At 45.1% G+C, this 23575-nt stretch carries 18 protein-coding genes and 5 tRNA genes; 19 read left to right on the forward strand and 4 right to left on the reverse strand.

The genetic code is table 11. The features are described 5' to 3' along the window. Nucleotides 1-191: 191 nt before the first annotated feature. The 4 genes from C1N84_RS04385 to C1N84_RS04400 form a co-directional block, all read right to left on the reverse strand. On the reverse strand, nucleotides 192-1211 hold the full coding sequence (locus tag C1N84_RS04385) for a relaxase/mobilization nuclease domain-containing protein (RefSeq protein WP_394541755.1): 1020 nt from the start codon (nucleotides 1209-1211) through the stop codon (nucleotides 192-194). A gap of 121 nt (nucleotides 1212-1332) precedes the next feature. After that, nucleotides 1333-1725, reverse strand: a complete 393-nt coding sequence (locus tag C1N84_RS04390; protein ID WP_394541756.1) for a hypothetical protein — start codon at nucleotides 1723-1725, stop codon at nucleotides 1333-1335. A 369-nt stretch (nucleotides 1726-2094) separates the two neighbouring features. Next, the gene (locus tag C1N84_RS04395; protein WP_394541757.1) at nucleotides 2095-2793 is read right to left on the reverse strand and encodes a hypothetical protein; all 699 of its coding nucleotides are present in this window, start codon (nucleotides 2791-2793) and stop codon (nucleotides 2095-2097) included. Between the two features lie 610 nt (nucleotides 2794-3403). Then, the gene (locus C1N84_RS04400; RefSeq protein WP_394541758.1) at nucleotides 3404-5245 is read right to left on the reverse strand and encodes a TIGR04141 family sporadically distributed protein; all 1842 of its coding nucleotides are present in this window, start codon (nucleotides 5243-5245) and stop codon (nucleotides 3404-3406) included. A 790-nt stretch (nucleotides 5246-6035) separates the two neighbouring features. Here C1N84_RS04400 and hxsD point away from each other — a divergent pair. From hxsD to C1N84_RS04495, 19 genes are all read left to right on the forward strand, one after another. After that, on the forward strand, nucleotides 6036-6308 hold the full coding sequence (gene hxsD, locus C1N84_RS04405) for a His-Xaa-Ser system protein HxsD (RefSeq protein ID WP_394541759.1): 273 nt from the start codon (nucleotides 6036-6038) through the stop codon (nucleotides 6306-6308). After that, nucleotides 6305-7699 carry a His-Xaa-Ser system radical SAM maturase HxsB gene (hxsB, locus tag C1N84_RS04410; protein WP_394541760.1) on the forward strand — a complete coding sequence of 465 codons (1395 nt, stop codon included), beginning with the start codon at nucleotides 6305-6307 and terminating at the stop codon, nucleotides 7697-7699. The genes hxsD and hxsB overlap by 4 nt, the downstream gene beginning before the upstream one ends. Beyond that, nucleotides 7692-8804, forward strand: a complete 1113-nt coding sequence (hxsC, locus tag C1N84_RS04415; protein WP_394541761.1) for a His-Xaa-Ser system radical SAM maturase HxsC — start codon at nucleotides 7692-7694, stop codon at nucleotides 8802-8804. The genes hxsB and hxsC overlap by 8 nt, the downstream gene beginning before the upstream one ends. Next, nucleotides 8801-9439 (forward strand): His-Xaa-Ser repeat protein HxsA, encoded by a 639-nt coding sequence (hxsA, locus tag C1N84_RS04420; protein ID WP_394541762.1) that lies wholly within the window; start codon nucleotides 8801-8803, stop codon nucleotides 9437-9439. Before hxsC ends, hxsA begins: the two co-directional genes overlap by 4 nt. Before the next feature lie 59 nt (nucleotides 9440-9498). Then, nucleotides 9499-12756 carry a phosphoribosyltransferase-like protein gene (locus C1N84_RS04425; protein ID WP_394541763.1) on the forward strand — a complete coding sequence of 1086 codons (3258 nt, stop codon included), beginning with the start codon at nucleotides 9499-9501 and terminating at the stop codon, nucleotides 12754-12756. Nucleotides 12757-13454: 698 nt separating this feature from the next. After that, complete coding sequence (locus tag C1N84_RS04430; protein ID WP_394541764.1) at nucleotides 13455-13856, forward strand: hypothetical protein; 402 nt, start codon at nucleotides 13455-13457, stop codon at nucleotides 13854-13856. Between the two features lie 690 nt (nucleotides 13857-14546). Then, nucleotides 14547-15629, forward strand: a complete 1083-nt coding sequence (gene mltB, locus C1N84_RS04435; protein WP_031279678.1) for a lytic murein transglycosylase B — start codon at nucleotides 14547-14549, stop codon at nucleotides 15627-15629. Between the two features lie 86 nt (nucleotides 15630-15715). Next, nucleotides 15716-16051, forward strand: a complete 336-nt coding sequence (locus C1N84_RS04440; protein ID WP_211725143.1) for a zinc ribbon domain-containing protein YjdM — start codon at nucleotides 15716-15718, stop codon at nucleotides 16049-16051. Nucleotides 16052-16265: 214 nt separating this feature from the next. Next, entirely contained in the window at nucleotides 16266-17042 is a 777-nt protein-coding gene (tam, locus tag C1N84_RS04445) for a trans-aconitate 2-methyltransferase (protein ID WP_264442084.1), read from the forward strand. A gap of 102 nt (nucleotides 17043-17144) precedes the next feature. Continuing rightward, nucleotides 17145-17639 carry a nicotinamide-nucleotide amidase gene (gene pncC / locus C1N84_RS04450; RefSeq protein ID WP_010616727.1) on the forward strand — a complete coding sequence of 165 codons (495 nt, stop codon included), beginning with the start codon at nucleotides 17145-17147 and terminating at the stop codon, nucleotides 17637-17639. A 93-nt stretch (nucleotides 17640-17732) separates the two neighbouring features. Further along, on the forward strand, nucleotides 17733-18803 hold the full coding sequence (gene recA / locus C1N84_RS04455) for a recombinase RecA (RefSeq protein WP_058771490.1): 1071 nt from the start codon (nucleotides 17733-17735) through the stop codon (nucleotides 18801-18803). Between the two features lie 107 nt (nucleotides 18804-18910). After that, on the forward strand, nucleotides 18911-19426 hold the full coding sequence (locus tag C1N84_RS04460) for a regulatory protein RecX (RefSeq protein WP_223815705.1): 516 nt from the start codon (nucleotides 18911-18913) through the stop codon (nucleotides 19424-19426). Nucleotides 19427-19561: 135 nt separating this feature from the next. After that, entirely contained in the window at nucleotides 19562-22189 is a 2628-nt protein-coding gene (gene alaS / locus C1N84_RS04465) for an alanine--tRNA ligase (protein ID WP_264442088.1), read from the forward strand. A gap of 249 nt (nucleotides 22190-22438) precedes the next feature. Then, entirely contained in the window at nucleotides 22439-22624 is a 186-nt protein-coding gene (csrA, locus tag C1N84_RS04470; RefSeq protein ID WP_058759760.1) for a carbon storage regulator CsrA, read from the forward strand. 307 nt (nucleotides 22625-22931) lie between these two features. Then, nucleotides 22932-23024 (forward strand) — tRNA-Ser (locus tag C1N84_RS04475). Nucleotides 23025-23033: 9 nt separating this feature from the next. Next, nucleotides 23034-23110, forward strand: a tRNA-Arg gene (locus C1N84_RS04480). 99 nt (nucleotides 23111-23209) lie between these two features. Next, nucleotides 23210-23286 (forward strand) — tRNA-Arg (locus tag C1N84_RS04485). Between the two features lie 58 nt (nucleotides 23287-23344). Continuing rightward, nucleotides 23345-23421: transfer RNA gene (locus tag C1N84_RS04490), tRNA-Arg, on the forward strand. A gap of 57 nt (nucleotides 23422-23478) precedes the next feature. Beyond that, nucleotides 23479-23555: transfer RNA gene (locus C1N84_RS04495), tRNA-Arg, on the forward strand. Nucleotides 23556-23575: the final 20 nt, after the last annotated feature.

Below are 23575 nucleotides of genomic sequence, written 5' to 3' on the forward strand. Positions count from 1 at the left end.
ACTGTCTAGCAAATCATTTGTACCGATCGATCAGATCTTATTGATAGCTTAAGACTATCATGATGCAAAAATCGATCTGTAAAAACGATCGATCGATATTTCCTATCAATATGATTAATAATGAGAATGGTATGCCAATTTGTCTTAAGTGTCGGCTTTAACCATCTGATAATTAGAGGGTTTAAACCAGATTAAATAGAGGGTTTTTTGTTGCCAATGTCGATTTTAGTATGGTCAGTAAGCGGATTCGTTTCGCCACTGTATTGGTCGATAGAAACGAAGTGGAAGGGCTTCATTTTGATCGATGGATTAAGAAGGTTCAAACCAGTTGCTTTTAAGGCTTGGATAATTTGCTTCAGATAGGGAACCCAAAGTAGCCAACGAACCTTGTCGTTTTGCTCTGTATCCATCTCCTCCGTATATGGGATAGCAGGGGGATGGGTTGTAGGCTGGTAGTGGATGTTCACCAAGCTTTCCATTGCTTCTAATTCCTCATCTGGCAACCCTGCATCATCAATCACATGAGGCTCGACAGTAGCGGTGAGAGTAACCTTCTGGCTCAGAATCGACCAAGAATAGGCTTTACCCAACTGAGAAGCTTTGAAGGCGATTCCTGCATACTCAAATGAGAAACCATTCATTTTACCCGTGGAAGCAATGTTCGCTTGGGCTGTAATGTTTAGCTTACCGAGTTCATAGACAAATTCGTCAATGGTGATGGTGCCATAGAAACTGAGCACCGCCTCAATTGCTTCCTGGATGATTTTCTTTGGAGCTTTTATGCCTGACCTTGCTTCCATCATTTCTTCATTCCTGCCAGTTTTCCTGACTTTAGGTGGGGAAGAAGGAGATGGGCCTTTGGTTCGTGTGAGCAAATGATCCCGCTCAAGCTCTTGAATGATTCTGGTGCTGATGAGGTTCTCATTTCTACCGAGGTAGAGCTGGCCATCGGGTATACGGATGCGAGATGCAATTATATGTATGTGCTGGCCGGCCTCGTCGTCATGTAGGACATAGCAACGAAGATGGGTATCATCGAATCCCATTCGCCTCATATAGTCGTCAGCAATGAGTTTCCATTGCTCATTAGTGAGTAAATCTCCCATAGGCAGGCGAAGGGAATTGTGCCATACCGGTTTCTGCACATCTGGGCGGAGCTTCTGTGTTTGCATGAACTCAGCAGTCACCTCATCCACGGAGGAACCGATCATATTACCGCCTATTATTACTGGCACTGTTTTGTGATGAGGAGCTGGAGCAAGTGCATAAGAGATGACACCTCTGAAGCACTTGCCCCTGCGGATTTTCTGCATTCCTTTCACGAGCGGAGAATCACTTATCGAGTGAGAGGAGGGCATCTCTCACATGAGATAGCTTCAGCCTGAGAGTATCGACCTCATTACTCAAAGGTTGAGCATCAGATCCGCGACGAATAAGAAATGAAGTGAGGTCATTCAACTTTTGCAGGGAAGCCGTCAGTTGATGCCAGGCTTCTTTATTAACCTCTGGAACTAAGGGAGGCAACTGCTTTAGAGCTGAAGATCTCAGCCAACAGCTCCTGCTTAGCTGTCCTCTGGACTGGTTTACTTTACTCAGCTCAACTTCATTTAATCTGACAGTTACTGAGTATCTGCGAAGACGGTTGGGAGGTAATTTCTTTGCGACAGGATTATTGGTAAACGAAGAAGGAAACTCATCATCGAAAATAATATTTATTTTTTCCATATCAACTCCTTTTGATATTTAGGTTTAATAGCAAGTCCGTATGCTATATGTAATGAATACCATAAAGATCAATAGTGTCAATGGGTTGGCATTTGATTGTGGGGTGGCTTTGATCTTTCTTTTTCAACCGAAGGGCAGAAAAACAAGGCAACTGAGCATCGCTCAGTTAGCCCTTGCTTAAATAAAAAGCTATTGACATATAATATTAATAGGTTATATAAGACATATATGAATAACTGATGGGGTTTAAGATGACAAAGTATAGGCTATTTCCATTGTTAGTTTTGATAATAAATTCGCTACTAATTTTACCGTTAAAGGAATTTAGTGTCGTTATTTTTGCTATTGATTTTTATATTTTCATGTTCTTTATTCCATGGTTGATATCAAAACTGACAAATAATGCGTAACGGCATGATAGTAATTGAATATTTTATCGCTAAATAAAGGAAAAAATGAAATTACTACACATATAGTGACGAAAGCCAAATAAAAACAGAGTCCTTTTTCTTTTTTAAATGAATTTTCTTGGGCTTCATCTTTTGGTGCTGAGTTAACTAAGTTTTCAGTCTCGGCATTTCTTTCTGTTATGAATTCAAGTACTGTAATAAATGCCTTACCTGTTGATGAAATTAATAGCATGACATTTATTATTGTCTTTATTAAAAGAGTAATAAGTTTGTCGGTGTTTTCAGGGATTATGCTTTCAAGTCCATCGCCAAATAAAGATAAGTATGTGAAAAATGATGCGGTTGAGAAAAGGAAAAAGTCATTTAGAAATTTGACAGACTTTCCACGTTTCGAAAACCATAAACAAATTAGCACACCACCGGATATAACTGGAAGGGATGGAAGAATTAAATTCACTGCTATTCTATTTTCCGCTAGATCATTTATGTGTCTTTTAAAGAAGAAATATACTAAAAAGCCTGTGCCAATTATCACAATAGTTAAAATAACTATATCAAGAAATTTGTATAATCCTGTGTTTTTTACTTTTGCAGGAGTATTTTTTTCTTCATTAGCAATTGATTTATCTTTTTCTTCACCAGTGTTCGAATTTGTCATTTTTCCTTGCCCAAATATTAGTTGATAAAATTCGTAGAGATATAGCGATTTGTAATAAAGCTTACAAGCCAAAGTTGAATGCTTTGCAATATTTCTACGTATGTCTTAAGAAGATACCATCATTTAACTAATATAAAATAAATAAATTAATTTTGCTAATGTTTTTTAGAGGCGAGACAAAAATATTTAAAAGGCGGCGGACTGGTCTAACCGTTAGCTGTTGAGAGTGTAGTTAGGATTAGAAATTGGTAGAAATGAATCTTCCCATTCATTCCGTCACAAGTTTCTATCAAAATCAAAAAAGCAGGGATCTACGGCGAGAGGCGCTCTGTGTTTTTTAGACATATCCGCAGTTCTGGCGACACAGAGAACCGATAATCTATCAGCGGCTATATAAGTTGTTCTTGATAACGTTATGCTAAGGCTGATAGAAGTTGCACCATTTTTTGCGAAGATGGTGTCGCTACACAGTTACTGATGCTTTAAGAATCAAGCGATTTAACAAAAGATTAGCTAAAAGTAACATTTAGTTGTTAATTTTAAAATTAAGAAAAGCCCCGTCGAATTTATGGGGCTAAGGTGTGTGATTCTTCTTCATAAGTCTATTTATCTAAATCCGTTCGCTTTCCCAAGCATTACTAGTGCTAAGAACACCATTTTCACTTACTTTGACATAAATGATATATTTTGAACCGATAGCACTATTAGTTATTTCTTGAGAGCATCTAATTACCTTTTTCCCTTGAGGGAAAATTTGGTTATTATCTACAATAACCTCATTCTTACCATTTGCACCAAGAGATACGACTACTGTAACCCGAGGATATTTACTATAGCTTTCTTTGGGAGGGCTTTTATCTTCAATAAAACTCACTACACCTTCTGTACGGTAAAGAGCAAGTGCTCTTAAACTTCTCATTAAGCTTATTTTTGAAAAAAGGGGAAGGTTTTCAGATTTAGATATTGCGTTTTTTTTTGTGATTATACCAAACTCAACTTTATATTCATTTCCATCGATTGCTCGCTTGAAACTATCTAAATCACGATTTTCTATTTTTTCTTCAATGAGATTCTTTAATTTATCTTTGCTTTGTCCTTCCAGAATCAACAACTCAATGGAATTGACTCCCTGATTAAAGAGATGACTAAGCTGAGATGAGCGTGAGGATATTTTTATATGGTGGAAAATGCACTTATTTCCGTTATAACTGATTATGTCACAAGGCTCTATTTGCGTATATCCATCAGGGCTTATATCTGTTTGATCGAGACAGATATGTGTAAGTGATTTACGAGCAACATCTAAATTGTAGTTTTCTTCACTGTAACTTCTTTTGTTTGCTGCTATGTTATCGTGATTGTATGGTGGGAGTGAGGTATTCTCGCATCTTTGATCGATATAATCTTTCAAAGTCGATAAATAATCTTGATCAACTTTATACCATTCTCCTTCGCAGAGATGATACACAACTCCCTCATTGTCAAAGGGAATGTCATAAATAAAGCTTCTGTAAATATTATATGCTTTAGAGGTAATTCCTTCTTCATTACAGAGGTTTAATGAAAAGCCTTTTAATTTTTCTATATCGAATGTGTTTAAATCAATCCCTTCTAGATAGTCATAAAATTCATCAAGACTAATATCAGTATATATTTGGGAAATTCCTTTTCTTCCTTTGAATACACAATATATATTGTCACTATAATCAACAATATCTGGTATTGATAAGGATAATTCATCACTTTTATTTACAAATGCCTTTAAAAGTGAATTGTCTAACCTTTTAATTTCTTGAGGGTCTTTTTCTGGGACTATCTTTTGTATGTTAGGGAAAGACTCTAAATATTCATTGCTGGCATATAAATCCAGTAGTTGCTCACATAAAGCTATAAGCTCATTCGGTTCTAACTTTAGACCTACTTTTAAACTTGTAGAGCCAGTCGCATTTTTAAATAGTTCAATGTATTGTGGCTTAACTTTTCCTGTTAAACTTTTTAAAATCTCACTATTACTGTCAAAATCCAAGTAGGTTAAGTCAGACATGACAGGAACTTGCATTCTTTTTCTTCTTGATGCACCAGGATCCACTATGTCAGCACTTTTTAACTCCTTAGGTTCAAGGCTGTTTAATGTTACTTTAAGACCAAAGTCATACTCATAGGAAATATCGAGTAGATTATGATAAATGTGCCCAAAAGTTAGTGCGAAACATCGGTTTCTAACTGGGAGAAAAATTAATGCCCCTTTACTCTCTTGCTCTAAACTCCCTCCAATAGAGAAGTAATTCACCCACCAAGGGGTTGTTTTAAATCTGTCAGAAATAAATAAACTTGCACCCTGTGGGAGGTTTTGGGCCTGAAAGTCATCCAGAAGTTGATGATCTGGCTTAAGCGAGTTCTGTGCGTTATAACCTGCTTTAAGCAAAAAAATAGAAAAAGACCTTGTTTTCATATCATTTCAGTCCTTTTAGAGGTAAATGGTTATTAAGTGGCTTGTATTTGAGGATGGTTTAAATTTTAACTCATCTTATTATTGATATAATTTAAACATGCCGCTATCTAAAGGTTTTGCTAGCTTATTGAGTTAGGTGTGAATATATTTAATTATTTCAATTATTATGAGTTTTACTGTGGCGCTCATCAAAGAATATCTATTAAATGATGATTAACATTTGAAAACTAAGTTAGGCTTCATACCGTCTTGTAATCTACACCCCGGACACCACGACTGCACTATTAATCGACCATCACCCATATTTCTCATACCAAAGTCATAATATTTATAGAAAACATGTGTGCCTGCATTGCCGGAGCATGAAGGGCAACTTTTGAACACCTCGCCATCTTTTTCAATGATCACAGAATCATGCAGGGGCTGTTGACATATGGAACATACATCTTCCACTGGTATCTCAGACATTAGATTGAACCTCCATCATTATATCTTAAATCAATGACTTAACCTATGAGACTGGTTGCCCGAAACTTAATGAATTCATAAATTGATGTAATCATATTCTCATGTGTCATAAAACTTTTCAAAACAAATTTACATCCTGATTCACGATGTTTATTATTGAGGAATAAGAACATTCTGGAACAGAACAAAAATAAAGTCCTTCTAAAACATATAGTTATAGATCGATTTCGCTTTTAATAATTTTTTCGCGATTCATTGCCTGCTTTGAAAGGTAACTTAAATTTTTGAATTTCTGCTTTGATACTTTCTGGATGATAATGTTATGCAAAAAAACATATCAAAAACAATGTATTCAGAATGGGTGCTTCGACACAGCCTCTATTGGATGAGTGCTGTTACCCACTGGAAACTTGATGAAAACGATCAGAACTGGCTCGTTTCGTTTGAACTCTGGAACAACGAGGTTGAGTTCGAGTTCGAACGACTGCTGAATGATTACAAGCTCAGGGAGACGGTTCAGGCACATACCGGCCGGGTCAGAATCTCTATCATTGACAATGTTCTGAAGAGCATCGATTCGAGACTTGCCGAATGAATACGATGCCATTCAACTTTGACCGCTTGAGCAATGGCAAAGTCTTCATCAGCAATCTTGCTGGCTTTCACAGCTTCGTCGATGACGAAGAGCTACATCTTCTTGCCGATAACAAATTCCCTTCTGAACAAACAACCTCCCGGCTACTTGAAAGCAGATTGTTCATTGCAGACGATGCGAATCAGGCAGTTTCAAAAGCCTCACTTAGTTCGGCCTTTGCCAAGCGACTGATGAACGAACTGGCCGTCAGACCAATCTTTATGATTGTGCCGACTCTCAGGTGCGATCACACCTGCAAGTATTGCCAGGTCAGCAGAGCATCGGTTACCGCTGATGGTTATGACCTCAACCCAGAACTGATACCGCAAATCGTCAGCACCATTAAGAAGCTGGGCACCCCGCCATACAAGATTGAAGTGCAGGGCGGAGAACCGCTTCTCAGATTCGATCTCGTCCAGGCAATTTATGAAGAGTGCGATAGTTCATTAGGTAGTGGTGCTTTCGAAATGGTTATTGCCACCAGTCTCTCAATACTCGATGAAAGCATCCTCTCTTGGGTTAAAAGACGGAACATCACTTTCTCCGTCTCGCTGGATGGTAATGAAGCCGTCCATAATAAAAACCGTATCCTCACCGACTCTCAGGCTCACAACAAAGCCGTCACGGGCATTAGAAAAATCACAGAAGAGCTGGGAGTAAACCGGGTAGCTACGGTAACCACAGTTACTAAGGAGCTGGTAAAAGAGCCAGCTTCCATAGTGGATGCTCACCTGTCTCTTGGCCTCACTGACATGTTTATCCGGCCTGTAAGTCCCTATGGGTTTGCTCAGAAGCAAAGCTTCACTTTTTCAATGCCTGAATATTTTGAGTTTTATAAGAAGTTGATGCAGGAAGTGTTGCTTCAGAACCAGAAGGGTATACCTGTCGTTGAGCATTCGGCATCAATCCATCTAAAGAGAATTTTCAATCCAGGCTTCAGTGGTTATGCAGATCTGAAATCACCAAGTGGAGTCGTGCTGAACTGTATTCTGTTTAACTATGACGGCAAGGTCTACGGTAGCGACGAAAGCCGTATGCTCCAGAAAGTAAATCCCGAAGCAGATTTCAGTGCAGGAGAGTTTGCCTCACTGTCATTCAGTAGCAACGAATACTACCGTTCCGCTCTCTCATCATCATTCAACTTCGCCATGCCAGGTTGTGACACCTGCGCATATCAGCCTTTCTGTGGAGCAGATCCTTGTCAGAACATCAGTGTTCATGGCGAACCTGTTGGTGACAAGAGTCGGTCTACTTTCTGCCAGTATCATAAAGGGATGTTCCGTTTCCTTCTGAATGAAATTTCTCAGGATGGACCGATGGCTGAGATGCTCAAAAGGTGGGCTTATGTCTGAGGTGCTGAGAAACGATATTTTTCGGTTTTCATCGGACTTACCCGTTCAGCAAGGCTTCTATCGCCTATGCAAATCCAGGCCCGAAAATCCTCAATTCTATCTGCCAAATTTGCTTGTTACTGCAACACAACTCGATTCAAGACTGCCTGCATATTTTGCAGACTCGATTGTGAGCCAGGAACTTTTCGATTCCATAGAAGATGGTGACATTGGGATCGTCAATAACGGCAATATGCTCCGGGTAATTCTGTCCCGTAGAGCGAACCATAACACTGTTCTGGTCACCGAAAGGTGCAACAACAGTTGCCTGTTTTGTTCTCAGCCTCCAAAAGCAGGAAATGATGACTGGCTTCTTAACCAGTCGGCTCTGGCTATCGCTTCTTTCTCACTGAATGGAGTAGTGGGAGTGAGCGGGGGAGAGCCTTTGCTCTATGGCGAAGACTTCCTGCATTTTCTGGACTTCATAATCGAAAATTCTCCTGACACAGCACTGCATGTTCTAACCAACGGAAGGAAGTTTGCGGATGTCAGCTTTACCCAGCAGATGAAGGAAAGAAGCGATAAGATCAAAATCACGTTTGGGATACCGCTTTATTCTTCAAGAGCATCAGTGCACGACTATCTGGTCGGAAGCGAGGGAGCATTTGATGAAACAGTCAGGGGACTGATCAATGCCGGTAACTCAGGCATCAACATCGAACTGAGAGTCATCCCTACTCAGGCGAACTATACAGAGCTTGATGACATTGTAGAGTTTGCTGGCCGTGTGTTCTCGAACATTAACCAGATCTCACTGATGGGGTTAGAGTCGATTGGATGGGCCCGCAAGAACTGGTCATCTATCTTCATTGAGCACGACAACTACAGCGAACAAATCCTTTCGGCTGTAGACACTGCACACAGGTCAGGTATACCTCTTACCATCTTCAATTATCCATTATGCCACCTTCCTGAAAGGGCATGGAATTTTGCAACTCAGTCAATCTCCGACTGGAAAAATTACTATCCCAAAGAATGTGATGAATGCACTCAGAAGTCTTCCTGTGCTGGTTATTTCAGTTCATCAAAAGGCCGTTTTCATCAACCTCCGAGACCAATAATATGAAAAAATTTAATTTCGCGGCTCTGCTTCCTGGTTTTTTGGCTCTTAATAACTCTGTATGGGCAAGTGATTCATCTACTGGCGCCAGTGATTTACCTGGTATGACCCTGAACGAGCATGATTTGGTGATAGCCCCGCTCAACACCGAAGTCCCGTTCTACATTGCCGGACACAGAAGTCACAGTTCTCACCGTAGCCACAGCTCACACCGTTCTTCATCAGGCGGTGGTTACTATGGCGGAAGCACTCCTTACTATCCGAAAACATACAGCTCGCCAAGCACCTCAGACTCATCCAGTTCAGGAACTCGTTCGTCCTCGTCTTCCTCCTCTTCTGTCCGTTCACTTCGCTCTAATGACACAAATAACACAACCACAACAAATTCAGCAGGAACTACAGGTGCCAACCGTGCAAGTAGTGGGCTGACTTCGGATACAGAAAAACGTAAACGGTTGATCATGAGAGTGCAGTTCGCCTTACTCGATAAAGGTTTTTACAACGGTAACATTGACGGGAGCATGGGACCAGCCACAAGGACAGCAATCAAGAATTACAGAGTTGCAAATGGATTACCGACCCCAGTAAGGGAAACTTTGGATACACAGTTGTTAAATTCATTGAGTATTTTAGCGAGATAGATTTTATCTAATGGTAATTACACAGTTAAGAGTATAAGATTATTTATTCAGGGTTGAAAATGATTAATGAAGAAGTTTTAGACGAAAGAAATAGCGATTTAGGTAACAGCGACAGAGCTTTACTAATTGCAAATTTAGAAAGTGAAATAGAGTTGCTCGCAGAAGGGGAGAACTCGTCAGCAGCATGTGAATCTGCAAGAAATGCGTTAGTGGAGGTCGTGAAAAATATTTGTGCTATTAGTGGTTCGCATACTGGAGCGAATTTTGAAAGAGTCCTTGGTAAAGTTGAGTTAGCGACTCAAGGGCATAGCGAAGTGGCTATTATATTTATACGTTGTTTATCAGTTGATGGATTAATACCAATTGATGATACACAAAACATTATGGTCAGAAAGCTTATCACGCTTTTTGAAAATTACGCCCCACATATATTAAAGATTTTCAAGGTTGATAAACAACAAAACTTTGAAAAAATCAACATTATTAGAACGATTCATTCCGCAATTTGTAGCAATTATAACCCGTTAACTCAAGTTCCTAACAATTTAAAAGAATTACTGACTCAAAAAGAAACCATTTTAAAATGTTTAAAGCATAAGATTTATCAATCTTATTTGGAAGTATTTAACTTTATACCTATTCGCTCTAAAATTGAAGCACTAATTGAAGCTATCGACTCACATTTATCTAGTGAGGGAGCGGATTATAAAACCAGCCTAGAAGAGTTAGAAAGGATCGTTTCAGAGTTGTCGGTTATGCTGGATGAGTCAAAATCCTTCTTTACAAAAAAATATGCTATTCCACTACTACTAAAAATCAAGCACGAAGTAAGCAGTATAAGAAATAATTCGTCAGAAATGAGTGGTGCAACCATTGAATTAAAAAGTCAGCCACCTAAATCAGCAGAGAAAAGATACCCACTCCATCAGAGAAATAAAGAACTAAAAATAATCATTCCATTTATCAACAAAGGCCCAAGTACTGCCTTGGATGTCGATATAGAGATAGACTGTGGTGATGAGGAAAATATTTTAATCGCGAATGAGCAGATAAAGTGTGGGGATGTCAGACCAGGTGAATTTGCGGTTTGTTTAGAAGCACATATTGTTGAGCCAGCGAAAAAACTTGAATTCACTTTGGAAATTAATTGGAAGGAGATATTTGGAGGTGAAAACAGCCAGATATACGATATATGTATCGAGGGTCAAAATGAAAAAGTAGATTGGGTCGAGCTTGAAAAATTAGAACCCTATAGCCTTGAGGTTGCTGAAGGCGACATGTTTGTAGGACGCAAAGCTAAGGTAAGTAATATAGTTAATAAGTTATTAAAAACTCCAATGACTTCAACATATGTTACAGGTCAGAAGAGAATAGGTAAGACTTCATTAGCAAAAGCAGTTGTCAATACCTTAGAAATGGAAAGTGAGGATTTTCATAGCCTGTATCTTGAGTATGGTGAGTATTGCTCAACCTCGCCACAGAAAACTTTAAAAGCTTTAGGGGAAAATATTTTTAGCTTTTTAATTGATTATTTTCCGGGGAATTACCAGCAAATCCCAGACTTCTCTGAGTCCTTGGCAGACCTAAATATGATAGCAAAAAATCTGGAGGCAAAAAATCCAAAGAAGCGATTTATTATTATATTGGATGAGTTTGATGAGATTCACCCTGAAATGTATCGCTCAGGTCCTTTAGCTGAAACCTTTTTTGCCAATTTAAGAACTTTAGCTGCCCGAAAAAATTTGGCATTCATTTTGGTTGGCGGTGAAAAAATGCCATTTATCATAGGCGCACAAGGTGATCAATTAAATAAATTCTCAAGAGAGACTCTTGATTACTTTTCTAGAAGTGCCGAGTGGGGTGAGTATTTAGATCTTATAAAAAAACCGGTTGATGGTAAACTTAACTGGGATGATGCAGCAATTAATACTATTTTTAACTTGACTTATGGGCATCCTTATTACACTAAACTTTTGTGTTCAAAAATAGTTAGTGCAGCAATAAAGGAAAGAGATACCGAAATCATAGATTCGGATGTCACGAAGGATATGATACTCCTAATGTCTGAGTTAGATACCAATGCTTTTGCTCATTTATGGAAAGACGGAATTAACTTTGAAAGAGAAAAAACTGAAGTTATCGAGTTAAAAAGGCTCCGTCTTTTAGTATGTATTGGTAGGTGTATTCGTGAGAATAGTCGCACTATTGAGGATATTGAAAATAGTATTAATGGTTCTCAATTGTTGAGCCAAGAAATAGCACCTCTCATATCTGATTTTCAAAGGAGAGAAATTGTATATGAAAAAAATAAAGAAATTTATTTCACAATACCACTGTTTGAAAAATGGCTTAAGGAGTATGGAGTAAATAAACTTATCACCAGCACTTTAGGAGATGAATTAGAGGCTGGCATAAAAAGAGCAGAAGACAAAGCTCATGTTACCTCTTTTGAAATCCAAGAGTTGGTAAGAAAATGGCCTTTATATCGCTCTCAAAAAGTTGATGGTGAAAGGATTAGAGCTTGGTTAGAACAGGTTCCAGATATTCTCTCACAGCGGCTAATGTTTAAATTGTTAATAAATCTCAGGTTTATTGCTCCGCTGGAGATAGAATCATATTTAAAAGATGCCCATTCGAAAATTGTTCGAGATACAATTGGCGTAGCTACTGTAATTAAGAGGAATGATCGTAGATCAGATATACTTATAACTTCTTGTGATGGTATAGGTAAAAGTGGATTACAGTATGCTCGAATGTATGCTAAGACTAATTCGATCTCTAGCAATTGCATCATAGAGTCTACCTCGCTCATTAAGAGAATTTCAACAATCACCCCTGATACTCCTCCTCCAAAAGCAATTGTGCTGGTAGATGATGTTGTGGGAAGCGGTGACACCCTTTCACGAGGAATAGACTCTTTATTAAATTCAATCGGAGCCAATCTTCAAGAGTTTAAAATTCCATTATTAGTTATTTCTATCATTGGGACTGAAAAAGGAGAAGAAAAAGTTAATGATATTCTCAAAAAGCATTCTGATCTCAATAAGATTCATTTTGCGGAAATGCTTGAAACAACCAGCGTAGCTTTTCCTAGGGAGGGGTGCGGTTTTTGGGAAGATATGGAAGAAATGCACAGAGCCAAATCCCTATGTTTAACACTTGGGGCTAAGATTTATAAAAAGCCTTTAGGATTTGACGATCAAGGACTGTTATTAGTTTTACCTGAGACTTGCCCTAACAACTCTTTGCCTATTCTATTTCAAAGTAAGGCAGGTAAGGAACCGTGGAAGCCATTATTTGAAAGACCTACTTCCTGACTGGTTTTAAAAATGATGTGATGCATTCGAATTATTAAATATAGATTTTATTATTCATTTGCATCACTTCTTATCCCTTCACCTATGAAGTTCAATCAATAAATACATTAATGAAAATGAACCGATAATTTAGACAAGTCGATAGAATTCGTAGACATTGCATGTTCTCAGTCTTATAAACCGACATTATAAGGACTTTTTTTTGGAGACACTCTACGAGCTGGCTGTGAAGTCATCGCATTAATGGGCAGATAGCTGAAGCCAGAAGAATTTTGAAGGTGTATTTGATAAAGCAAAATTGCCATTTAAGTTATTAATAAGTAATGATAATAGAAATATTCCTAATCTCTCTGAGAAAATCAAAAGGTCTCTGGTTTATTTCGGTCCTCATTTTTGTAAAATATAAATGATTGTGGACATTTCTTACCTTTAGAATGTTATAAATAACTATCCAAAGAAATAGGTGTTTTGTAAGTTTGATTTATAAGTGAGTGTTTGGCAAGTTTTCAGATGGATGATTTAATAATTTGGAGTTTTTTGCTTAAAAGTTCTCTTACGAACCCTCCCGATTTTTTATAGGGATAATGATCACTGAGTTTTTAACTATCCTGAGCAATAATTACATTTAAATGGTAATGATGATATTGACACATTTTTAATTTGCGTTAAAAGAAAATGACAATTAAAAGGAGGGTTAAATGAAAGATGAAATAATTTTAGAAAAAGAAAGTTTATCCTTAGAGGGTGCTAAAATATTTTTAGCCAAGATTCATAATGATTTGCAGGCATTCCTTGAAAATAATGATATGTCTGAGAATTATGCAATGTATCCTGCTGAGGATGTTGTTTATCTCATGCTCAGAGATTTTTACACCTCGGAAGAGTGTTTAGAGCTTTTTACTATTGTTCATGGTTTTGTATTGACCGATATTGCCGAATATAAAAGTGTTGATTGGTGGTTCTTATCTTCTTTGGCATTCGATGTAGATATTGATAAAGTTAGAGGCATCATCGAAAAAAAGATGGCTGAAGAAGAAAAGATTAAAATAAACTCGATTGTTGTTAGTGAAGAAGATGTAAGCATCAGAAAAAGGATCTGATATATATTTTGAAGACTTTTTATACCCTGTAAGCATTATGTCTCTTAACAAAAAACATGAGTTTTAGGGTTTATTTTGCACTATTTGAATTTTTTTAAAGAGAAATCCATTCAAAAATAAGTATTCCTTAGGTAGCTCAGTAATTATTATCTCAATTTATTTGGTTTATAATCAATTGGTTAAAGGTTTGTTCTTAATACTGCTGCATCATGGGGGTATGACCACTGAAGTCCATTTGCTCTGCTCCTTTCATCTCATTCTCACTCAGGATTCACTCTTTTGATTACCGCTGGCTGGACAGTGACAGCCGGGATGGATGGTTATCACGCTGGCGGATAACGAAAGGGCAGATGTTAGCATTTTTGCGCAGCTCGCTTCATCCGCCAGCCGATGTTTCTGGCTGGCGACCATAACAAATTGCGTCAGGCGGGAAAAAACAAATTTTACGTGGCAGGGAAAACTGTGGAGCCAGCGCGCAAATTCGGCGCTTAGCCGCGGCCGTGCTACAGATGAGCGTCAGTTCGGCCAGTGCACCCCTTACCTCAGCGGCGTTTTCATTACCTGACCAGAGATATGGCTGGTCATAACTGCAGAATCACAACGGGCGTAAATTTACGACATTGCTCTGTAAGTCGCTTCGTTGAACGATTACCATGAGCATTCGTGTTTCATCTGGCTTATGGATATCCGATGCGTTTTAAGGTTGCTCTTCTTCCGCTTATTTGTTTGCTTGCTGCCTGCAGCAGTAAGCCTGCCCCCCAGCAGCAATCCGCCGTTGTGCCTGCACCGAAAGGGGGGTTTTTACTGGAACCTTCTCACGCCATTCAGCCGATGTTTGGCGACTTTGCCGGTAATCCGGCGGCAGAACAATTTATCGATCAGATGGTGGCGAAGCACGGTTTCAACCGCGACCAGCTGCATGCGGTCATTGGCCAGGCGAAGCGACTGGATTACGTGCTGCGCCTGATGGATCAGCAGGCGCCGAGCTATACGCCGCCGAGCGGGCCGAACGGCGCGTGGATTCGCTATCGCAATAAATTCATCACCCCGGATAACGTGCAGAACGGCGTCGCCTTCTGGAATCAGTATCAGGATGCGCTGCAGCGCGCCCAGCAGGTGTATGGCGTACCGCCGGAGATCATTGTCGGGATTATCGGGGTGGAAACACGCTGGGGTCGGGTAATGGGCAAAACCCGTCTGCTGGACGCGCTGGCAACGCTCTCGTTCAGCTATCCGCGCCGTGCCGCTTACTTCAGCAGCGAGCTGGAAACCTTCCTGCTGATGGCGCGCACCGAGCAGGACGATCCGCTGGATCTGCGCGGCTCTTTCGCCGGTGCCATGGGCTACGGCCAGTTTATGCCGTCCTCCTATAAGCAGTATGCGGTCGATTTTAACGGCGACGGCCATATCAATCTGTGGGATCCGGTGGATGCCATCGGCAGCGTTGCCAACTACTTTAAAGCGCACGGCTGGCGTTCCGGTGAAAACGTCGCCGTGCCCGCCAGCGGTCAGGCACCGGCGCTGGAGAACGGTTTCAAAACCTCTTATTCAGTGAATACGCTGGCGGCCAGCGGTCTGGCACCGCAGGGTTCGCTGGACGGCAACAGCCAGGTCAGCCTGCTGCGGCTGGATCTCGGCACCAGCTATCAATACTGGTACGGTCTGCCTAATTTCTACGTGATTACGCGCTACAACCACAGCACGCACTATGCCATGGCGGTATGGCAGCTGGGGCAGGCGGTCGCCCAGGCGCGTCAGGGCAACATGCTTTAATCCTGTCCTTATAAAGTATGAGGGTATAAGATGGCGCCCGTTTTGCGGTGCCTTCTTCATCGCATACCGACCACTGAGGAAAATGTATGACGACTTTACCTGCCTGCCCGGCCTGCCAGGCAGATTACACCTGGCAGGAGGGTGATAACCTGAACTGCCCCTCCTGCGGCCATATCTGGTCCGCCAGCGTGGATGACAGCAGCGAAGGGCTGGTGGTGCGCGATGCCAACGGTAACCTGCTGGCAGATGGCGATAGCGTAACCGTAGTGAAAGATCTCAAGGTGAAAGGCAGCTCTTCCACCCTGAAAATCGGCACTAAAGTGAAAAGCATCCGTCTGGTTGAAGGTGACCACAATATCGATTGCAAAATCGACGGCTTCGGTCCGATGAAACTCAAATCTGAGTTTGTGAAAAAGAACTAATTGCAGGACGGCCATGTGCCGTCCTGTTGCTTTCTCCCTTCTGGTTGGGCTGGTAACCACAGCCTCACCAGCGCGCGATATCGCCACGCCCGAACCTGCTGTCTCTGATTCCGCTGCGCCACTCACACTTTTCCGGCAACCGCACTTTTCTCTTCGCGCCTCGCGCAGCAAAACAGGTAGTGTGTGACTCTTCCACACAGACAGGAGCGTTGCTATGCAAGACTGGAATCCCCAGCTGTATCGTCAGTTTGAATCTGAGCGTACGCGTCCGGCACAGGAGTTGCTGGCGCGTATTCCCGTCAACGAGGTGCGCTTTGCTACGGACCTGGGATGTGGCCCGGGCAACAGCACGGAACTGCTGGCACAGGCCTGGCCGCAGGCGCACATCACCGGCATCGACAGCTCCGAGGCGATGCTGGAACAGGCGCGGCAACGCCTGCCGGACTGTGATTTTCGTCAGGCCGATATCCGCAGCTGGCAGCCTGAGCAGCCGCAACAGGTCATTTATGCCAACGCGTCGCTGCAATGGCTGACCGACCACGACACCTTGTTGCCGCATCTGGTAAACCAGCTGGCACCGGGCGGTGCACTGGCGGTGCAAATGCCTGATAACCTGCAGGAGCCGTCGCATCGTCTGATGCGTGAGGTAGCAGCCAGCTCACGCTGGCAGGCGCATATTTCGCCTCAGGCGGCAGAACGCAAACGCCTGCTGAGCAGCGATCGCTACTATGATTTATTAGGCGATGCAGGCTGTCAGGTCGATATCTGGCGCACCACTTACTATCATCCGATGGCGGATACGCAGGCGATCATCAGCTGGCTGCGTGCCACCGGGCTGCGTCCGTTCCTTGCCGCGCTGGATGAGGCGCAGCAGACTGACTTTTTACACGACTATCATCAGGCGCTGCTGCCCGCTTACCCGACGCGCAGCAATGGACAGGTTTTGCTGGCCTTTCCGCGTTTATTTATGGTGGCAGTGAAAACGCGCTGACCCTGCCGGAACGCAGCGCGCAAAATGCGACGGCGGCGGTTGAAAAGGGCTTGTCGCCGCACCATTTACTGCTAACGTGAAGCGCCACAACAGGAGAAGGCGATGAACGACGAACAACTTCAGCAGCTCAGCCGCCGTATTGGCGAACAGCTCAGGCATCGTCAGGCGACGGTGACGGCGGCGGAGTCCTGTACCGGCGGCTGGATTGCCAAGGTATTTACCGACATCAGCGGCAGTTCTGCCTGGTTTGAGCGCGGCTTCGTTACCTATAGCAATGAGGCCAAGCAGCAGATGGTTGGCGTGCAGGCGGCGACGCTGGCGCAGCATGGTGCCGTCAGTGAGCAAACGGTACGCGAAATGGTGACCGGCGCCTGTGCCGCGGCCGGCGCTGGCTACGGTATTGCGGTGAGCGGCATCGCCGGACCAGATGGCGGCACGGCTGAAAAGCCGGTCGGTACCGTCTGGTTTGCGCTGGCGGGTCCGGAGGGCCGCGTGCTGGCGCAGCGCCAGCAGTTTACCGGCGATCGTGATGCTGTCCGGCGTCAGTCGGTCAGCTGGGCGCTGCAGGCGCTGCTGGATGAATTTCTGACAAATTAAACTTGATACTGTATGACTATACAGTATAATTAGCGGCAACAGAACGAGCAGGCATACACGGTGCCCGCTCACCCGGCATGATTAGGAGTGGAAATGGCGATTGACGAGAACAAACAGAAGGCTTTAGCTGCCGCGCTGGGCCAGATTGAGAAACAATTTGGTAAAGGCTCCATCATGCGCCTGGGTGAAGACCGCTCGATGGATGTTGAAACCATCTCTACCGGCTCCCTGTCGCTGGACATCGCGCTGGGCGCGGGTGGCCTGCCAATGGGCCGTATCGTTGAGATTTACGGACCTGAGTCATCCGGTAAAACCACGCTGACCCTGCAGGTCATTGCTGCTGCGCAGCGTAAAGGCAAAACCTGTGCCTTTATCGATGCCGAGCACGCGCTGGATCCGGTATACGCCAAGAAACTGGGCGTCGACATTGATAACCTGCTGTGTTCGCAGCCGGATACCGGTGAGCAGGCGCTGGAGATCTGTGATGCGCTGGCCCGTTCGGGTGCGGTAGACGTGATCATCGTTGACTCCGTGGCGGCGCTGACGCCGAAAGCGGAAATCGAAGGTGAAATCGGTGATTCGCACATGGGTCTGGCTGCGCGTATGATGAGCCAGGCGATGCGTAAGCTGGCGGGTAACCTCAAGCAGTCCAACACGCTGCTGATCTTCATCAACCAGATTCGTATGAAGATTGGTGTGATGTTCGGTAACCCGGAAACCACCACCGGTGGTAACGCCCTGAAGTTCTACGCCTCCGTGCGTCTGGATATCCGCCGTATCGGCGCCATTAAAGAGGGCGACGAAGTGGTGGGGAGCGAAACCCGCGTTAAAGTGGTGAAGAACAAAGTGGCAGCACCGTTTAAGCAGGCTGAGTTCCAGATCATGTACGGTGAAGGCATCAACACCTTCGGCGAGCTGGTTGACCTCGGCGTGAAGCACAAACTGGTGGAAAAAGCCGGTGCGTGGTACAGCTACAACGGCGATAAAATCGGCCAGGGTAAAGCGAACGCCACCAACTTCCTCAAAGAGAACCCGGCGATTGCCAATGAGCTCGACGTTAAGCTGCGTGACATGCTGCTGACCGGTGCAACGGCAGATGCGGCGACAGCGGATAGCGCGGCTGATAAATACGAAGAAGCCAGCGAAACCAACGAAGATTTCTAACCATACCCACGGGAGCAGCAATGCTCCCGTTTTGCTTTTTCCCGCCTGTGCTTTTCCTCTCTGCCTTCTTGCTTTACCCTGCGCAACAGTCACAACAAGGTAATCCTATGTCATCGACCTCATCACAGGCTCCGGAGCCTACCTTTTCCCGGGTACTCGATCGTGCCATGCGTATTTTGTCGCAGCGCGACCATAGCCGCGACGAGCTGAAACGCAAACTGCAGCTGAACAATCAGCGTGCGGCCTGGCTACAGCAACAGGAGAGCCAGCCGATACCGGAAGCGCTGCTGGAGAAAGTGCTCGACTGGTGTCAGGAGAATGGCTGGCTCAACGACCAGCGTTTTACCGAACGCTTTATTCAGAGTCGCGCGCGCAAAGGCTATGGTCCACAGCGGGTGCGCATGGAGCTGCAGCAAAAAGGCATCGACCGCGATGAGATCAACCAGGCGCTGTTCGACAGCGAGGTTGACTGGAGCCAGTGCGCGGCCGAGGTCGCTAAACGTAAATTCGGCGAACCGCTGCCGCAAAGCTGGGCGGAAAAAAGCAAAGTCCAGCGCTTTCTGATGTCGAAAGGCTTTATGATGGAAGACATTCAGGCGATTTTCAGAAATATTGACGACTGAAAGGCGATGGGATTTTACTTCCCATTGAAGAAAATTTATCTTATTCCCACTTTTTGTTCCTCAGTCAGTGGCGGGCCGGGCGCATGCGGTTTGCCAGCGAAAGGGAACGTTCGTTAGCGTGATTCCAGGAATTTTATGAGCAAGAGCACTGCTGAGATCCGTCAAGCGTTTCTCGACTTTTTTCATAGCAAGGGACATCAGGTTGTAGCCAGCAGCTCCCTCGTACCAAACAACGATCCGACGTTGCTGTTTACTAACGCCGGCATGGTGCAATTTAAAGACGTTTTCCTTGGTCAGGACAAGCGCGATTATTCGCGTGCCACCACGTCGCAGCGCTGCGTGCGTGCCGGCGGTAAGCACAATGACCTGGAAAACGTCGGCTACACCGCGCGTCACCACACCTTCTTTGAAATGCTGGGCAACTTCAGCTTTGGCGACTACTTCAAGAAAGAAGCCATTGCCTACGCCTGGGAACTGCTGACGGGCGAGCAGTGGTTTAAGCTGCCGAAAGAGCGTCTGTGGGTAACCGTATACGAAACCGATGACGAAGCCTTTGAAATCTGGGCCAATGACATCGGCGTACCGCGCGAACGTATTATCCGCATTGGCGATAATAAAGGCGGTGCTTACGCCTCTGACAACTTCTGGCAGATGGGTGACACCGGCCCTTGCGGTCCGTGCACCGAAATCTTCTACGATCACGGTGACCATATCTGGGGCGGTCCTCCGGGCAGTCCGGAAGAGGATGGCGATCGCTATATCGAAATCTGGAACATCGTGTTCATGCAGTTCAACCGTCAGGCCGACGGCACCATGCAGCCACTGCCGAAACCGTCGGTGGATACCGGTATGGGCCTTGAGCGTATCGCCGCGGTACTGCAGCATGTGAACTCCAACTATGAAATCGATCTGTTCGCGAAGCTGATTAAAGCGGTGGCGCAGGTAACCGGTGCGACCGATCTGAACAACAAATCACTGCGCGTAATCGCCGACCACATCCGTTCGTGTGCCTTCCTGATTGCCGATGGTGTCATCCCGTCGAATGAAAACCGTGGCTATGTGCTGCGTCGCATCATTCGCCGCGCAGTGCGTCATGGCAACATGCTGGGCGCGAAAGAAGCGTTCTTCTACAAACTGGTGGCTCCGCTGATCGAGGTGATGGGCGCAGCAGGTGAGGATCTCAAACGTCAGCAGAAGCACGTTGAGAACGCCCTGAAAAATGAAGAAGAGCAGTTTGCTAAAACGCTGGAGCGTGGCCTGGCACTGCTGGACGACGAGCTGGCGAAGCTGAAAGGCGACACCCTCGACGGCGAAACGGTGTTCCGTCTGTATGACACCTTCGGCTTCCCGGCGGACCTGACTGCTGACGTATGCCGTGAGCGCAATCTGAAGATTGACGAAGCGGGCTTTGAAGCGGCGATGGAGCAGCAGCGTCAGCGTGCGCGTGAAGCCAGCGGCTTCGGTACCGATTACAACACGGTTATCCGCTTTGATACGCCGACTCAATTCAAAGGTTACGACCACCTCTCGCTCGAGGCGACGGTGCAGGCGCTGTTTGTGGACGGCCAGCAGGTTGAGCAGGTTACTGCCGGGCAGGATGCGGTGGTGATTCTGGATCAGACCCCGTTCTACGGTGAGTCTGGCGGCCAGGTGGGCGATACCGGCGTTCTGACCGGGCAAAATGCTGAATTTAGCGTGCAGGATACGCAAAAATATGGCAAAGCCTTTGGTCATATCGGTAAGCTACGTCAGGGTCAGCTGCGGGTGGGCGATCGCCTGCAGGCGCAGGTGGATGAAGTGCGTCGTTCGCGCATCATCCTTAACCACTCCGCGACGCATCTGATGCACGAAGCGTTGCGCGAAGTGCTGGGCGATCACGTTGGCCAGAAAGGCTCGCTCAACAACGACAAGTACCTGCGTTTTGACTTCTCACACGGCGAAGCCATGAAGCCGCAGCAGATTCGTGCGGTTGAGGATATCGTTAACGCCCAGATTCGCCGCAACCTGCCTATCACTACTAACGTGATGGACCTGGAAGAGGCGAAAGCGCTGGGCGCCACCGCGCTGTTCGGTGAGAAGTACGATCAGCGTGTGCGCGTAGTCAGCATGGGCGAATACTCCATTGAGCTGTGCGGCGGTACACACGCGGCTCGCACCGGTGACATCGGCCTGTTCCGCATTCAGGGCGAAGCCGGCACGGCGGCGGGTATTCGCCGTATCGAAGCGGTGACCGGTGAAGCCGCGATTGCACAACTGCACGCGCAGAGCGATCAGCTAACCGATATTGCTCAGGTGGTGAAAGCCAACCACAGTAATCTGAACGAGAAAGTGCGCGGACTGGTAGAAAATGTGCGTGCGCTGGAGAAAGAGCTGCAACAGCTACGCGATCAGCAAGCGGCGCAGGAAAGCGCTTCACTGAGTAGCAAAGCGGTTGAGGTGAAGGGCGCGAAACTGCTGGTAAGCGAACTCAGCAATGTCGAGCCAAAAATGCTGCGCACGATGGTGGACGATCTGAAAAATCAGCTTGGTTCTGCTGTCATCGTACTGGCAACCGTTGCAGAAGGTAAGGTGTCGCTGATTGCTGGCGTCACCAAAGATCTGACCGATCGGGTGAAGGCCGGTGAGCTGATTGGCGAACTGGCTGCGCAGGTCGGCGGTAAAGGCGGCGGGCGTCCGGACCTGGCGCAGGCTGGCGGAACCGACGCCCAGGCACTTTCTGGCGCGCTGGCTGGCGTGCCGGAGTGGGTGAGTAACCGGCTGTAACGAAATAAAATTAAGCATCGTGAAGAGCGCCAGGAACATCTGTTTCGGCGCTTTTTAACGCGGTGTGCACCAGGTAATGACAAAGTCCGGTTGATGTAGTGTATTTCGGCTAAACTAACTATCAGCAGAATGTATTGGCATGGCAGAACACAATGGTGTATTTGTCATAGGCATTGTTCAGCGTTATATGATGGATATGGCCGGGAGACCGAACAGGCCCGACTCTTTTAATCTTTCAAGGAGCAAAGAATGCTTATTCTAACTCGTCGAGTTGGTGAAACCCTCATGATTGGTGATGAGGTAACTGTAACGGTGCTGGGTGTTAAGGGTAACCAGGTCCGCATAGGCGTAAACGCGCCAAAAGAAGTGTCGGTTCACCGTGAAGAGATCTATCAGCGCATCCAGGCTGAAAAAACACAGATTACACCTCAATAACGTATTCAGTGCCTCGCTATGTGGCGAGGCGCTACCGCTTCTCTTCCTCCCGTCGTTGTTTTTACCCGTTCACGCTCTCCTGATTTTTACGCGAATTATGTCGGCTGCCGCACGCTTTTACTGTTGATAAATCACTCTTTTTGTCGGCAAAACATGCGGATTGCACGTCATTTGCGCAATCAAACCTGAATCGGTAAAAAGTCGGGAAAAATTGTTTGACTTATAAGTCCGGGAAAGTAATATGTGCGCCACGCAGTGCCGATGAGCGGAAACAAAGTTCAAAAGCACGGTTCGCAAGAACGCGTAAGGTGAGGTGGCCGAGAGGCTGAAGGCGCTCCCCTGCTAAGGGAGTATGCGGTCAAAAGCTGCATCCGGGGTTCGAATCCCCGCCTCACCGCCATTTTCCGATGCATCCATAGCTCAGCTGGATAGAGTACTCGGCTACGAACCGAGCGGTCGGAGGTTCGAATCCTCCTGGATGCACCATCTTCGGATATGGTATTTACTTCAGAGTAGTAAGAGTGAACGAGTAGTTCCTTTCATGGTGAGTTGTTAGCACCCTGCGTTGTACAAGAATCATTTAATGCATCCATAGCTCAGCTGGATAGAGTACTCGGCTACGAACCGAGCGGTCGGAGGTTCGAATCCTCCTGGATGCACCATTCTTTGTATCATTCCCAGGTTGATTTCAGTTAGTCCATCGTAAGAAAATCTCTCAATGCATCCATAGCTCAGCTGGATAGAGTACTCGGCTACGAACCGAGCGGTCGGAGGTTCGAATCCTCCTGGATGCACCATTCTTGTATCATTCCCAGATTGATTTCAGTTAGTCCATCGTAAGAAAATCTCTCAATGCATCCATAGCTCAGCTGGATAGAGTACTCGGCTACGAACCGAGCGGTCGGAGGTTCGAATCCTCCTGGATGCACCATCTTCTCCGAGATGGAAAGT

It is taken from the genome of Pantoea sp. SGAir0418 (genome assembly GCF_043529865.1).